The sequence below is a fragment of the Phenylobacterium sp. genome (genome assembly GCF_036263695.1).
Lineage (GTDB): Bacteria > Pseudomonadota > Alphaproteobacteria > Caulobacterales > Caulobacteraceae > Phenylobacterium.
Map to the genome: position 1 here is coordinate 1 of NZ_DATAGM010000136.1, position 13,322 is coordinate 13,322.

The 13,322-nt window shown below is 70.6% G+C and carries 12 protein-coding genes; 9 read left to right on the top strand and 3 right to left on the bottom strand.

What is annotated here, in order from left to right; genetic code table 11:
* The 4 genes from VHK87_RS05465 to VHK87_RS05480 form a co-directional block, all read left to right on the top strand.
* On the top strand, positions 1-2,383 hold a 2,383-nt coding region (locus tag VHK87_RS05465), incomplete at its 5' end, for a heavy metal translocating P-type ATPase (RefSeq protein ID WP_329633886.1).
* Positions 2,384-2,570: 187 nt separating this feature from the next.
* The gene (gene ptsP / locus VHK87_RS05470; RefSeq protein ID WP_329633887.1) at positions 2,571-4,835 is read left to right on the top strand and encodes a phosphoenolpyruvate--protein phosphotransferase; all 2,265 of its coding nucleotides are present in this window, start codon (positions 2,571-2,573) and stop codon (positions 4,833-4,835) included.
* 231 nt (positions 4,836-5,066) lie between these two features.
* Complete coding sequence (locus VHK87_RS05475; RefSeq protein ID WP_329633888.1) at positions 5,067-5,981, top strand: helix-turn-helix domain-containing protein; 915 nt, start codon at positions 5,067-5,069, stop codon at positions 5,979-5,981.
* Positions 5,982-6,043: 62 nt separating this feature from the next.
* Positions 6,044-6,841, top strand: a complete 798-nt coding sequence (locus tag VHK87_RS05480; RefSeq protein WP_329633889.1) for a hypothetical protein — start codon at positions 6,044-6,046, stop codon at positions 6,839-6,841.
* Here VHK87_RS05480 and VHK87_RS05485 read toward each other — a convergent pair.
* Positions 6,838-7,194: an AprI/Inh family metalloprotease inhibitor gene (locus tag VHK87_RS05485; RefSeq protein WP_329633890.1), complete on the bottom strand. Its 357-nt coding sequence runs from the start codon at positions 7,192-7,194 to the stop codon at positions 6,838-6,840. The two genes, VHK87_RS05480 and VHK87_RS05485, sit on opposite strands and share 4 nt — an antisense overlap.
* A 161-nt stretch (positions 7,195-7,355) precedes the next feature.
* Here VHK87_RS05485 and VHK87_RS05490 point away from each other — a divergent pair, with 161 nt between their 5' ends.
* From VHK87_RS05490 to VHK87_RS05500, 3 genes are all read left to right on the top strand, one after another.
* Positions 7,356-9,026: a M57 family metalloprotease gene (locus tag VHK87_RS05490; RefSeq protein WP_329633891.1), complete on the top strand. Its 1,671-nt coding sequence runs from the start codon at positions 7,356-7,358 to the stop codon at positions 9,024-9,026.
* 62 nt (positions 9,027-9,088) lie between these two features.
* On the top strand, positions 9,089-10,231 hold the full coding sequence (gene ispG / locus VHK87_RS05495; RefSeq protein WP_329633892.1) for a flavodoxin-dependent (E)-4-hydroxy-3-methylbut-2-enyl-diphosphate synthase: 1,143 nt from the start codon (positions 9,089-9,091) through the stop codon (positions 10,229-10,231).
* Positions 10,232-10,314: 83 nt separating this feature from the next.
* Positions 10,315-10,608 carry a hypothetical protein gene (locus VHK87_RS05500; protein ID WP_329633893.1) on the top strand — a complete coding sequence of 98 codons (294 nt, stop codon included), beginning with the start codon at positions 10,315-10,317 and terminating at the stop codon, positions 10,606-10,608.
* A gap of 134 nt (positions 10,609-10,742) precedes the next feature.
* Here the strand turns inward: VHK87_RS05500 and VHK87_RS05505 are convergent, their stop codons facing one another.
* On the bottom strand, positions 10,743-11,321 hold the full coding sequence (locus VHK87_RS05505) for a pyridoxamine 5'-phosphate oxidase family protein (protein ID WP_329633894.1): 579 nt from the start codon (positions 11,319-11,321) through the stop codon (positions 10,743-10,745).
* Positions 11,322-11,376: 55 nt separating this feature from the next.
* A complete protein-coding gene (locus VHK87_RS05510) occupies positions 11,377-11,709 on the bottom strand; it encodes a metalloregulator ArsR/SmtB family transcription factor (RefSeq protein WP_329633895.1) in 333 nt (110 codons plus the stop codon).
* 98 nt (positions 11,710-11,807) lie between these two features.
* Here VHK87_RS05510 and prfA point away from each other — a divergent pair, with 98 nt between their 5' ends.
* Positions 11,808-12,884 (top strand): peptide chain release factor 1, encoded by a 1,077-nt coding sequence (prfA, locus tag VHK87_RS05515; RefSeq protein WP_329633896.1) that lies wholly within the window; start codon positions 11,808-11,810, stop codon positions 12,882-12,884.
* A 135-nt stretch (positions 12,885-13,019) separates the two neighbouring features.
* Positions 13,020-13,322: hypothetical protein (locus VHK87_RS05520; protein WP_329633897.1), on the top strand; the 303-nt coding region annotated here is incomplete at its 3' end.

Consider the following 13,322-nt stretch of genomic DNA (forward strand, 5'->3'; position numbering starts at 1 on the left):
GAAGACGGCGCATCACACCGAGCACGACGGGCGGGCGTTCCACTTCTGCTCGGCAGGCTGCAAGACCAAGTTCGAGGCCGATCCCGTCAAGTATCTGAAGGCGGAAGATCCGGTCTGCGGGATGACCGTCGATCCGACGAAGACGCCGCACCACGCCAGGCACGCGGGTCGCGCCTTCCACTTCTGCTCCGCCGGCTGCAAGACCAAGTTCGACGCCGATCCCGAAGCGTATCTGAACAAGGATGGCCGCCAGGAGCCCGCGGCGCCCGCCGGAGCCATCTACACCTGCCCGATGCATCCGGAGGTGCGGCAGGAGGGGCCCGGCAGCTGCCCGATCTGCGGCATGGCCTTGGAGCCGGAGCTGTTCAGCGCCGACACCGAGCCCAACCCCGAGCTCAAGGACTTCGGCCGCCGGTTCTGGATCGGCCTCGCCTTCGCCCTGCCGGTGTTCGCCCTGGAGATGGGCGGCCACCTCACCGGCCTGACCATGAAGCTGGGGGCGGAGACCTCCAACTGGCTGCAGCTGCTGCTCGCCACCCCCGTTGTGCTGTGGTCGGGCTGGCCGTTCTTCGACCGCGGCGCGCGCTCGATCGTCACCCGCAACCTCAACATGTTCACCCTGATCGCCATGGGCGTCGGGGTGGCCTACCTCTACAGCGTGGTCGCCACGCTCGCGCCGGGGCTGTTCCCCGAGGCCTTCCGGCGGCACGACGGCTCGGTCCCGATCTACTTCGAGGCCGCGGCGGTGATCACCGTCCTGGTGCTGCTGGGCCAGCTGCTGGAGCTGCGCGCCCGCGAGCAGACCTCCGGCGCCATCCGCGCCCTGCTGGACCTGGCCCCCAAGACGGCCCGCCGCGTTCGCGCCGACGGCTCGGACGAGGAGGTGACGCTGGACCTGATCGGCGTCGGCGACCTGCTGCGCGTGCGGCCGGGCGAGAAGGTCCCGGTGGATGGCCAGCTGGTCGAGGGCCGCGTCGCCATCGACGAATCCATGGTCACCGGCGAATCCATGCCGGTGACCAAGGAAGCAGGCGACAAGGTGGTCGGCGGGTCGATCAACAAGACCGGCGGCTTCGTCATGCGAGCCGAGAAGGTCGGCGCGGACACCCTGCTCTCCCAGATCGTGCAGATGGTCGCCCAGGCCCAGCGCAGCCGCGCGCCGATCCAGCGGCTGGCCGACCAGGTCTCCGGCTGGTTCGTGCCCGCGGTGATCGGCGTGGCCGCCCTGGCGTTCATCGCCTGGAGCGTGTTCGGGCCGGAGCCCCGGTTCAGCTTCGGCCTGGTGGCCGCCGTCTCGGTGCTGATCATCGCCTGTCCTTGTGCGCTCGGCCTGGCGACGCCGATCTCGATCATGGTCGGCGTCGGTCGCGGCGCGCACGCCGGCGTGCTGATCAAGAACGCCGAAGCGCTGGAGCGCTTCGAGCAGATCGACACCCTGGTGATCGACAAGACCGGCACCCTCACCGAGGGCCGCCCGGCGGTGACTGCGATCCGCCCCGCCGCCGGCTTCGATGAGGCCGAGGTCCTGCGCCTGGCCGCCAGCCTGGAGCGGGCCAGCGAGCACCCGCTGGCGGACGCCATCCTCCGCGCGGCGAACGAACGCGGCCAGCCCCTCTCGCAGCCCGCCGAGTTCGACTCGCCGGTCGGCAAGGGCGTGATGGGGCTGGTGGACGGGCGCCGGCTGGCGATCGGCTCGGGCCGGTTCCTTCACGAACAGGGCGTCGACGTCGCCGCCCTCTCGGCGGAGGCCGAGAGCCTGCGCGGCGAAGGCGCCACCGCCATCTTCATGGCCGTGGACGGCGCGGCCGCGGCGGTCATCGCCATCGCCGACCCCATCAAGGAAACGACGGCGGCCGCCGTCGCGGCGCTGAAGGCCGACGGGCTGCGGCTGGTGATGATGACCGGCGACAACCGCACCACGGCCCTCGCCGTCGCCCGGCGGCTGGGCATCGACGAGGTCGAGGCCGAGGTGCTGCCGCAGGACAAGGCCGCCGTGGTCGAGAAGCTGCGCGGCGAGGGCCGCAAGGTCGCCATGGCCGGCGACGGGGTGAACGACGCCCCGGCCCTGGCCGCCGCCGACGTCGGGATCGCCATGGGCGCCGGGGCGGACGTGGCCATCGAGAGCGCCGGGGTCACCCTGCTGAAGGGCGACCTGCAGGGGCTGGTGAAGGCGCGGCGGCTGTCGCGGGCGGTGATGCGCAACATCCGCCGGAACCTGTTCTTCGCCTTCGTCTACAACGCCGCCGGCGTGCCGATCGCGGCCGGGCTGCTCTACCCGGTGTTCGGCTGGCTGCTGTCGCCGGCGATCGCGGCCGGGGCCATGGCGCTGTCCAGCGTCAGTGTCGTCGGCAACGCGCTGCGGTTGCGCGCAGCGCGGCTCTGAGGCGCCGCCGGCACAAGCGGGAGGCGAGTTTTTCTGGCGCCGCTTGCGCAAAATGCGAGCACCCATCCGCGCCGGGCTGATAGATAGTCTGGCCAGGGCGACGCGCTGACGCACGCGCCGGAAACGTGTCTCCGATCCGTCGCCGGGGTCTGCTAAGAAGCGGAAGGGACAGGAGGAAACGGCCAAAGTGCCCATTCAAGGCATCGCCATCAGAGGCCAGCGCAGCCTGCTGCGCCAGATCCGGGAAGCCCTGGCGAGTGGCGGCCCGGCCCAGGCGCGCCTGGACATGGTGGTGCGGATCATCGCCCGCTCGATGGTCGCCGAGGTGTGCTCCCTCTACCTGCGCCGCGCCGGCGGCGAGATGGAGCTGTTCGCCACCGAGGGCCTGGACACCAAAGCCGTACACGTCACGCGCCTGAAGCACGGCGAGGGCCTGATCGGCGAGATTATGCGCCAGGGCCGGCCGCTGAACCTGGCCGACGCCCCCACCCACCCGGCCTTCTCGTACCGGCCCGAGACCGGCGAAGACCCCTATCACGCCTTCCTCGGCGTGCCGCTGCTGCGCGGCGGGCGGGCGATCGGCGTGATCGTCGTCCAGAACCGCACCGAGCGGGTCTACACCGACGACGAGGTCGAGGACCTGCAGATCATCGCCATGGTCCTGGCCGAGATGGTCGCCGCCGGCGAGCTGATCAGGGAAGAGGAGCTCAAGGGCGTCGAGCTGGCGCCTCACCGGCCGGAGCGGCTGAAGGGGCAGAAGTTCGCCGAGGGCCTGGCGCTGGGCGTCGCGGTGCTGCACGAGCCGCCGGTCGCCCCCTCGCACCTGCTGGCGGACGACGCCCAGGCCGAAGAGCACCGGCTGAACACGGCCATCGCCGCCCTGCAGGCCCAGATCGACAGCATGCTGGAGGGCCAGCACGGGCTGGTGGAGGCCTCCTACGAGGTGCTCGACACCTACCGCATGTTCGCCCACGACCGCGGCTGGAACCGCAGCCTGGTGGATGCTGTGCGCAACGGCCTGACCGCCGAGGCCGCCGTCGAGCGGGTGCGCTCCGAGCACCGGGCGCGCCTGGGCCAGGCGCGAGACCCCTATCTGCGCGAGCGGCTGCACGACCTCGAAGACCTGAACGACCGGCTGCTGCGCCACCTGTCGGGCGACGGCCACGTGGCCCGCGAACTGCCCGACAACGCCATCCTCATCGCCCGCAACCTCGGCCCCGCCGACCTCTTGGAATACGACCGCACCAAGCTGAAGGGCCTGCTGCTCGAGGAGGGCTCGGCCGCCAGTCACGCGGCCATCGTCGCCCGGGCGCTGGACATCCCCTGCGTCGGTCGGCTGCCCGGCCTGCGCGACCGGGTGAACGAGGGCGACACGGTCATCGTCGACGCCGAGACCGGCGAGGCCTACCTGCGGCCGCGCCCGGACGTGCGCAAAGCGATCACCGCGCGGATGGAGGTGCGGGCCCAGCGGCGGGCCGAGTTCGCCAAGCTTCGCGAGACCCCGGCCTTCACCCGCGACGGGGCCAAGATCACCCTGCTGATGAACGCCGGCCTGGACGTCGACCTGGAGCTGCTGCGCGAGGCGGGCGCCGAGGGCATCGGCCTGTTCCGCACCGAGTTCCAGTTCATGGTCGCCGAGGAGCTGCCGAGGTTCTCCGCCCAGGCCGCCCTCTACGCCCGGGTGATGGACGCCGCGGCCGGACTTCCGGTGACCTTCCGCACGCTCGACCTCGGGGGCGACAAGGTGCTGCCCTACCTGGAGGCCGAGCGTGAGGACAATCCGGCGCTGGGCTGGCGTGCGATCCGCATGGGGCTGGACCGCCCGGCCCTGCTGCGGCTTCAGCTGCGGGCGCTGATCGCGGCGGCCCGCGGCCGGCCGCTGCGGATCATGTTCCCGCTGGTGGCCACGGTGGACGAGTTCCGCCAGGCCCGCGCCCTGGTCGACCACGAGATCGCCTGGGCCCAGCGGCGCGGCCGCCCGCCCCCCTCGCGTCTGGACGTGGGCGCGATGATCGAGGCGCCCAGCCTGATCTGGCACCTGGACGCCCTGCTGCCGATGACCGACTTCGTCTCGGTCGGCACCAACGATCTGATGCAGTACCTGTTCGCCGCCGACCGCGGGAATCAGCGGGTCGCCGACCGTTACGACGTGCTCTCGCCGCCGGCGCTGCGGGCCCTGGAGGCGATCCAGAGGGCCTGCGCGGAGACCGGTACGCCGGTGTCGGTCTGCGGCGAAATGGCCGGCCGGCCGCTGGAGGCCTTCGTGCTGGTGGCGCTGGGTTTCGAACAGCTGTCTATGCCTCCGGCAGGCGTGGGGCCGGTGAAGCAGATGGTGCTGTCATGCGATCGGGAAGCGGCCCGGCGGGGCGTTTCGGCGCTGATCAAGGGGGGCGCCGGATCGGTGCGGAACGAGATCGAGACACTGGCCCGCAAGCTCTATTTGGCGGTCTAGAATCTCGGTTACACTTCGCGACGAACCACCGCATTCCGGCGCGAATGCTGAACGTCTAACCACAACTATTCGTTAAGATGAAGCTGCTAGGTGGAAGTGGGCTCATGGGGACTGGCGGTCGCTATGCGCTCAGTGGGGGTGACTGATACCATGCCGCTCGATACTGGCGGAGAAATGGACATTGCTTTGCGTGCCCGTACCCGCCGCAGTCCAGCCAAAGTCGAGAGCTACATGCCGACGCTTGAAGACGGCTCCGATGTTGGCGAAGCCCTGAAGACCATCCGCGAGTTCCTCGGCCTGTCGCTGGAAGAAGTGGCCGAGAAGACCTGCGTCCGCCGCGCCTACCTGCAGGCCATTGAAGAGAAGCGGCTCGAGGCCCTTCCCTCCCGGCCTTTCACCATCGGCTATATTCGCGCCTACGCCAACGCGTTGGGCCTGGACGGCGAGGCCGCCGTCGCCCGCTTCAAGCGCGAGGAGCCGGCGCCCGACGGCTCGCTGCCCGAACCCATGGGCGTGCAGAAGGAGCGCGATCCGCGGCTCGGCATGTTCGCCATGACCGGCGGCGTGATCCTGGCGGCCGTGCTGGCCTGGAACGTGGTCCAGCGGGCCATGACTCAGGAGGAGGCGCCCGCCGAGGCCGCGCCCGCCAACGCCGTCACCACCATCGCAGCGCCGGTTTCGCAAGGACCCGTGGCGCTCGGCGCACCGCTGCCGGCGCCGGTGGAATCCACCACGCCCGCGCCCTATGAAACGCCTGGCCTGGCGGCCGCCACCGCCGCCGGCGGCGCCCTGCCCGAGTCCGATCCGACCAAGCTGCCCAGCGCCTCCAACGTGGCCGCTACCGCGGTCCACGCCCAGCCCCTGCCGGCCGTCTTCACGCCAAAGGGCACGGTGCACGGCGCCGCGCCGGAAGCCTCGGTGGTGACCCTGCAGGCCGTCCGCGGCGGCTCGGTGATCGTCCGCGGACCCGACGGGCGGGTCTACTTCGCCCGCCAGCTGTCGGCCGGCGAAGCCTACCGCGCCCCCGCCATGACCGGCCTGTCGGTGGAGGTCTCGGACCCGGCCGCCTTCCAGGTGTTCGTCGCCGGCCAGAGCCGCGGGCTGATGCCCGAGGCCCAGACCCCGCTGGCGAAGATCTCCAACTAACCCCGCGCTTGGCCGCTCCCGACCGTCGCGCTAGACTACGCATGTAGTCTGGTGGAGGGGCCATGATCGACCGCCGAGGCGCAGCAGCGCCCCTCGCCGCCCTGCTGCTGGCCGGTTGCGGCGCCGCTGAACCCTCAGAGATCGCCACCCTGCCCGGCGCGCCGGTGCTTCGCATCGAGGCGACGGCGGCGAACCTGATCATTATTCCCGAGCAACGGACGGACTTGGCCGTCGAGGCGCCGCCCGCGGCCGGACTGACGGTCACCCGGCAGGGGGATACGGTGCGCGTCACCGGCGGCGCCCGGCCGGACACGGCCGGCAGGGGCCAGTGCGGCGGCTCCGCACCGCCGGTGGTCGTCCGCGCGCCGAGGGCGGTGCAGATCATCGCCCGCGGCGGCGTCTCGGGCCGGATCGGCGCCGCCGACAGCGTTAGACTGTCGAACCAGGGCTGCGGCGGCTGGCGGATTGCGGCGGTGCTCGGCCAGGCGGTGGTCGCCCAGAGCGGCCCCGGCTCGGTCAGCCTCGGAGCGGCGCGGGCGCTGACGGCGCAGGTCCACGGCAGGGGACGCGTCGAGGCCGCCGAGGTCGCAGGCTCCCTCGCCGGATCCGTCGCCGGGCCGGGCGAGATCACCGTCCGCGGCGGCGTCAGCCCGAAGGCGCGGCTGCGGCTGGAGGGCTCGGGCGACATCGTCCACGCCGGCCAAGTCGGCACCCTCGACGCCGAGCTCTCCGGGTCGGGCCGCATCCATGCCGCGGTTGTCACTGGCCAGGTCCGGAAAGTGGTCGGCGGCGCGGGCCAGGTCACCTGGGGGCGGCCGGCAGGCCGCGCCTTCTGCGGCGGGTCCGCCTGCTCGCGTTAGCGGACCAGCCGGGCGGGGCGGCGCGCCGCGTCGAACCCCTGGAAGGCGTTCGCGCCGGCGGGCTCGAGGAGAATCAGCGTCAGCCCGTCCGAGGCGGCGAGTTCCACACCGTCGGGGACGGGACGCCACTGGGCGACAGCGATCGGGCAGCCGCCCTGAGGCGAGGCCACGTAGCCCTGCGCCGCCGGCGCGGCGGTGAGGAGCAGCTTGCAGGCCGCCCGCCCCTCGACCGTCAGGGTCCACACGCCAGCCACGGCCTGGGGGCTGGCCAGGGCCGGGCTTCTCGCGCCGGCCGGCGCCCCAGCGCACGCGCCCAGCATCAAGGCTGCGGCAAGCACGGCTCGAAACCTCATTGCAACCTCTCCTGCGTAGAGTCGTCAGCGCGACCTAAGCGCCGAAAATCGTGCGAAAAATCGACGCAACGACGTTCGGTCCGCTTGTTCGCCCTCCGGTCGGGACGTAGCATCGCGTCGCGATCGGGGGACGCACTCACAAACGGCATTTTGCGGCTCCCATGTCCCAGAACAGCACTTCCGACGGCTTCATCCATGCGCGCGTCTGCGCCTGCCCCATGTGCGCGGGCCTTGTCGTGGAGACATTTGAGCCGCTGCAGCCTGTCGCCTTCCTGAACGCCGACGCGCGCGGCGGCGTCGACGGGAGCAAGGACAGCTTCACCGTCGCCGAGGCGGCGAACCAGATCATCCGCGGCGAGCCCGGCTGGGGCTCCATGGGCGCGCCCTTCACCGTCACCTACGGCTTCCGCGCCGACGCGCCGGCCCAGATGCCCGACGACACCAGCGGCTTCTCGCGTTTCAACGCGGCGCAGATTCAGCATGCCGAACTGGCCCTGGCGGCCTGGTCGGACGTGGCGCGGATCAACTTCGTGCGGGTCGGCGACTACACGAACGACGCCACGATGCTGTTCGCAAACTACGACACCGGCGCGGACGGGGCCTCGGCCTTCGCCTACTACCCGGGCAGCACCAGCGGCGGCTCGGCGTCGGGCGACGTCTGGATCAACTCCAAGTCCGGGACGAACGGCTCGCCGGCGACCTTCAACTACGGCGCCCACGTGCTGGTGCACGAGGTCGGCCACGCAATCGGCCTGGCCCATCCGTCGGAGTACGACGCCGGCAAGGACGCCAACAACACCTACTCGGGCCAGGCCGACTACGCAGAGGACACCCGTCAGTACACGGTGATGAGCTACTTCTCGGAGTTCAACACCGGCGGCAACTTCGGCGGCATGTACGCCGCGGCGCCGATGCTGGACGACATCGCCGCCGCGCAGCTGATGTACGGGGCCAACACGTCGACCCGGACAGGCGACACGGTCTACGGCTTCAACGCCAACGCCGGTCGGCCCTGGTTCGAGGCCGCCACCAACCAGCGGGTGGTGTTCGCGGCCTGGGACGCGGGCGGGAACGACACCTTCGATTTCTCCGGCTACGTCTCCAACGCCACCATCGACCTGCGCCAGGGCGCCTTCTCCAGCACCGGCGGGCTGCAGGGCAACGTCGCGATCGCCATCGGAACCGACATCGAGAACGGCTTCGGCGGTTCGGGTCACGACGTGATCAACGGCAACCACCTGCGCAACACGCTGATCGGCGGGGCCGGCGACGACCGGCTGAACGGCTTCGAGGGCGAGGACTCCATGTCCGCCGGCGTCGGCGCGGACCAGCTGTGGGGCGGCGGGGCCTGGGACTACATGCACGGCAACCAGGGCTCGGACACGCTGTGGGGCGGCGAAGGCGGCGACTGGGTGGTCGGCGGCCAGGACAGCGACCTGCTGCACGGCGAGAACGGCGACGACTACATCGTGGCCAATCTGGGCTCCGACACCGCCCACGGCGGCGACGGGCGCGACACCATCCTGGGCGGCCAGTCGGAGGACTTCCTGTTCGGCGACGTCGGCGACGATTGGCTGATCGGCGACCGCGGGAACGACCAGCTGACCGGCGGCGTGGGCGCCGACACCTTCCAGATCGCGGCCTTCGGCGGCGTCGATCGGGTGACCGACTTCAACGCCGCGCAGGGCGACCGGGCGGTGATCTCCGGCTCTACCTTCACGGTCGCCCAGCAGGGCACCGACACGGTGATCAACCTGGCCAGCGGCGATCAGCTGATCCTGGCGAACGTCACCGTCTCCAGCCTGCCGGCGGGGTCGATCCTGGCCGGCTAGCGGCGATCGGTCCTGGCGTCCGTCTTTCGGAATTCACACCGAGGGCTTACCTTCCGGCGGTCATGACCCAGGATCCGAACCACCACCGCCCCTGGCGGGCGATCCATCGCCGCCCGTCGCGCAAGATCCGCGTCGGCGACGTTGAGGTGGGGGGCGATGCGCCGATCACCGTCCAGTCGATGACCAACACCGTCACCGGCGACGCCGGCGCGACCATCGACCAGATCCGCCGCCTGGAGGAGGCCGGGGCCGACATCGTCCGCGTCTCCTGCCCGGACGAGGATGCGACGGCCGCCTTCAAGCAGATCGCCAAGGCGGCCAAGGTCCCGCTGGTGGCCGATATCCACTTCCACTACCGGCGCGGCATCGAGGCGGCGCAGGCCGGCGCGGCCTGCCTGCGGATCAACCCAGGCAACATCGGTTCGCCCGCGCGGGTGAAGGAGGTCATCCAGGCCGCCCGCGACCACGGCTGCTCGATGCGGATCGGCGTCAACGCCGGCTCGCTGGAGCGCGAACTGCTGGAGCGCTACGGCGAGCCCTGCCCCGAAGCTATGGTCGAGAGCGCGCTGAGCCACGCCCGCATCCTGCAGGACCACGACTTCCACGAGTTCAAGATCAGCGTGAAGGCCTCCGACGCCTTCATGACAGTGGCCGCCTACCAGATGCTGGCCGAGGCCATCGACTGCCCGCTGCACCTGGGCGTCACCGAGGCGGGCGCGACCCGCACCGGCACGGTGAAGAGCGCCATCGGAATCGGCTCGCTGCTGTGGGCCGGGATCGGCGACACCATCCGGGTCAGCCTGGCCGCCGACCCAGTCGAGGAGATCAAGGTTGGGTTCGACATCCTGAAGTCGCTCGGCCTGCGCCACCGCGGCGTGAACATCATCGCCTGCCCGTCCTGCGCCCGGCAGGGCTTCAACGTCATCGAGACGGTGACCGAGTTGGAGCAGCGGCTGGCCCACATCTCCACGCCTATGAGCCTCTCGATCATCGGCTGCGTGGTGAACGGCCCCGGCGAGGCGCTGATGACCGACCTCGGCTTCACCGGCGGCGGCAAAGGGGCGGGCATGGTCTATGTGGCGGGCCGGCCCGACCACAAGCAGGACAACGCCGGCATGGTCGATCACATCGTGGGCCTGGTTGAGGCCAAGGCGGCCGAGCTGGAAGCGGCTCGTTTGGCGGGCGAGCTCGCGGCGGCCGAGTAGAAACCGCAAAATTGACGCCCGCGTCACCCTTGCGTCGCCAATAGCGCACTGTTTAGTTGCAGCCTCCACAACGGAGGATGCCCATGTCCGCGGACGGCAACTGGAAGATCACGATCAACACCCCCATGGGCGCTCAGGAGGTGAACGCCAACATCACCACCTCCGGCGAAACCTTCACCGGCACCACCAGCGGTCGCATGGGCGAGCAGAAGATCGAAGGCAAGGTGAACGGCGACACCCTGACCTGGAGCACCAACATCAGCCAGCCGATGCCGATGACCCTGGAGTTCCAGGCCACCGTCAACGGCGACAACATGACCGGCACCGTCCAACTCGGCGCCTTCGGCTCGGCCCCGATCTCGGGCGTGCGGGTCTAGCAGGTTAGATGCTCCCCCACAGGGGGAGCTGTCAGCGAAGCTGACTGAGGGGGTTCAACGGCGCTGACTTGGTGCGCGTGAACCCCCTCCACCGCCTTCGGCGGTCCCCTCCCCCTGCGAGGCAGGATCTGGGCTCACCGCCTTCTCGGCGGAACGACGTCAGCGAAGTCGGGGAAGGCTTTCCACTTCGGCTCGACGGGCTCGGCGTCCGCCTTCGGCGCATAGACCGACGGCTCCACCAGCTCCATGTGCGGGATGTAGCGGGGGCAGTTGGGGAAGATGTCGGACGGCGTCACCTTCACCAGCAGCTGTCCGCCGGGCATCTCGGCCAGCAACGGATCGTCGGTCACCACCTCCGCCCGGCCGTTGACCCGCAGCCGTCCGGGCTTCTCGCCCATCGCGATGAACAGCAGCCCTACGTGCGGATTGGCCCGCAGGTTGCCCAGGCTCTTGAACATGCCGTTGCCGTCGTAGTCCGGGAAGACCAGCTGGTCCGGCGCGACCACCCGGGCGAACCCCGGCGCCCCGCCCTTGAACGAACAGTCGGGGCGGCCTTCCGCGTCCGCGGTGGCGAGGAAGAAGAAGCTCTGCGCGGCGATGAAGGCCGCATCCGCCTCGGTGAACCGCTCCCGCCGGAGCTTCTCCTCCAGCCGGTCGGCCAGCGACCGGCTGCCGAACAGATCCTGAAGCTCGCGATTGCCCTGGTGGTACATGGCCGCCTCCGTGCTGGGCGAGACGCAACTCTAGCACCACACCGACGTAGCAAGCCTAGCTGTCACCCTCCTCCGAGAGGATCCCGTCGAGCCGCTCCAGGCTGCCGGCCCAGAGGCCCTCGTAGAACCGCAGCCACTCGTCGGCGGCGGCGAGCGGCTTGGGCTCAAGGCGGCACAGGTGCGAGCGGCCCTCCACGCGGCGGCGCACCAGACCCGCCGCCTCCAGCACCCGCACGTGCTTGGACGCGGCGGCGAAGGACATGCGGAACGGGGCCGCGAGCTCGGTGATGTTGCGCTCAGCGCCGGCCAAGCTGCGCAGCATGGCTCGCCGGGTCGGATCGGCCAGGGCGTGGAACACGTCGTCGAGGGCGGCGTCTTGCAGAACCATCCGGTTGAACCTGCCGCGCCCCTTCGCCGCTGTAAACCGGGCGAAAACGGCGCTAGAGGAGCATCCCGCCTCCCGCCCTTTCAGGAGAGACTTCGCCGGTGCGTCTTCCGCAGGCCAGATTGGACCAGGTGCTCGACCGTTTCCGTGAGATCGAGGCGCGGATGGGCGCGGCCGCCGACGGGGCCGAGATCGTGCGCCTGTCCAAGGAGCACGCCGAGCTGCGGCCCGTGGCCGAGGCCGTCGAGGCGCTGGCCCGGGTCCGCGCCGAGGCGCCGGAGCTGGAGGAAATGGCCGCCTCGGGGGACAAGGAGATGGCCGACCTCGCCCGCGAAGAGCTCGCCGCGCTGAACGAGCGGCTGCCGGGCCTGGAGCGGGAAGTCGCTCTGCTGCTCGCGCCGAAAGACCGGGACGAGAGCGCCTCGGCGATCCTGGAGGTGCGCGCCGGCACCGGCGGCGACGAGGCGGCGCTGTTCGCGGGCGACCTGTTCCGCATGTACCAGCGCTACGCCCAGCTGCACGGCTGGCGGGTGGAGATCGACAGCGTCTCGGAGGGCGATGTCGGCGGCTACAAGGAGATCATCGCCTCGATCACCGGCGAGGGCGTGTTCGGCCGGCTGAAGTTCGAGAGCGGCGTCCACCGGGTGCAGCGGGTGCCGGAGACCGAGGCCGGCGGGCGCATCCACACCTCGGCCGCGACCGTCGCCGTGCTGCCCGAGCCCGAGGATGTGGACATCGTCATCAACGACGCCGACATCCGCATCGACACCTATCGCTCGTCCGGGGCCGGCGGCCAGCACGTCAACAAGACCGACTCGGCGGTGCGCATCACCCACCTGCCCACCGGCATCGTGGTGACCTCCTCGGAGAAGTCGCAGCACCAGAACCGGGCCCGGGCCATGAAGGTGCTGCAGGCCAGGCTGTACGAGCAGAAGCGTGAGGCGCTGGACAGCGAACGGGCCGAGAGCCGAAAGAGCCAGGTGGGCTCCGGCGACCGCTCCGAGCGGATCCGCACCTACAACTTCCCGCAGGGCCGGGTCACCGACCACCGCATCAACCTGACGCTCTACAACCTGCCCAAGGTGCTGGCGGGCGAGGCGCTGGACGAAATCATCAACCCGCTGATCGCCGAGGATCAGGCGGCGCGGTTGGCGGCCCTAGAGGAAGAGCTGGCCTGATCGCGCGCGGCCTGCCGGGGCGCCCTGCAAGATCTGCCGCCCGCAGACAAGCGGACGCCGATCGCGCCGTGGCCGTCGCTCGCGCGCAGGTGGCATAAGTCGTGCATCTCTCGTGCATCCCCCGACGGAGATCACATGCAGATCACCGGATTATCGGCGACGTCCCGACTTGCGCCTGCCCAACCGAAGCCGGCTGCTCCACCGGCGGGAGCCGCCGTTCGTCCCGATACGCCAGGCCATCAGTCCTCCCGCTCCTCCATCTTCAAGGGCGGACTGGTGGACTGGTCCAATCTCATCGCGCCTGACACCCTGCGCGCGATGTTCGAACTGGACGCGGACGGTTCAGTGAAAGTCGACGCGCAGGGAACGCCGTTGCGAGCGGCGGACCGGACGGCGCCGTGGACCCAGGATGAGTCGCTGATCGTCATGCGCGTGCGC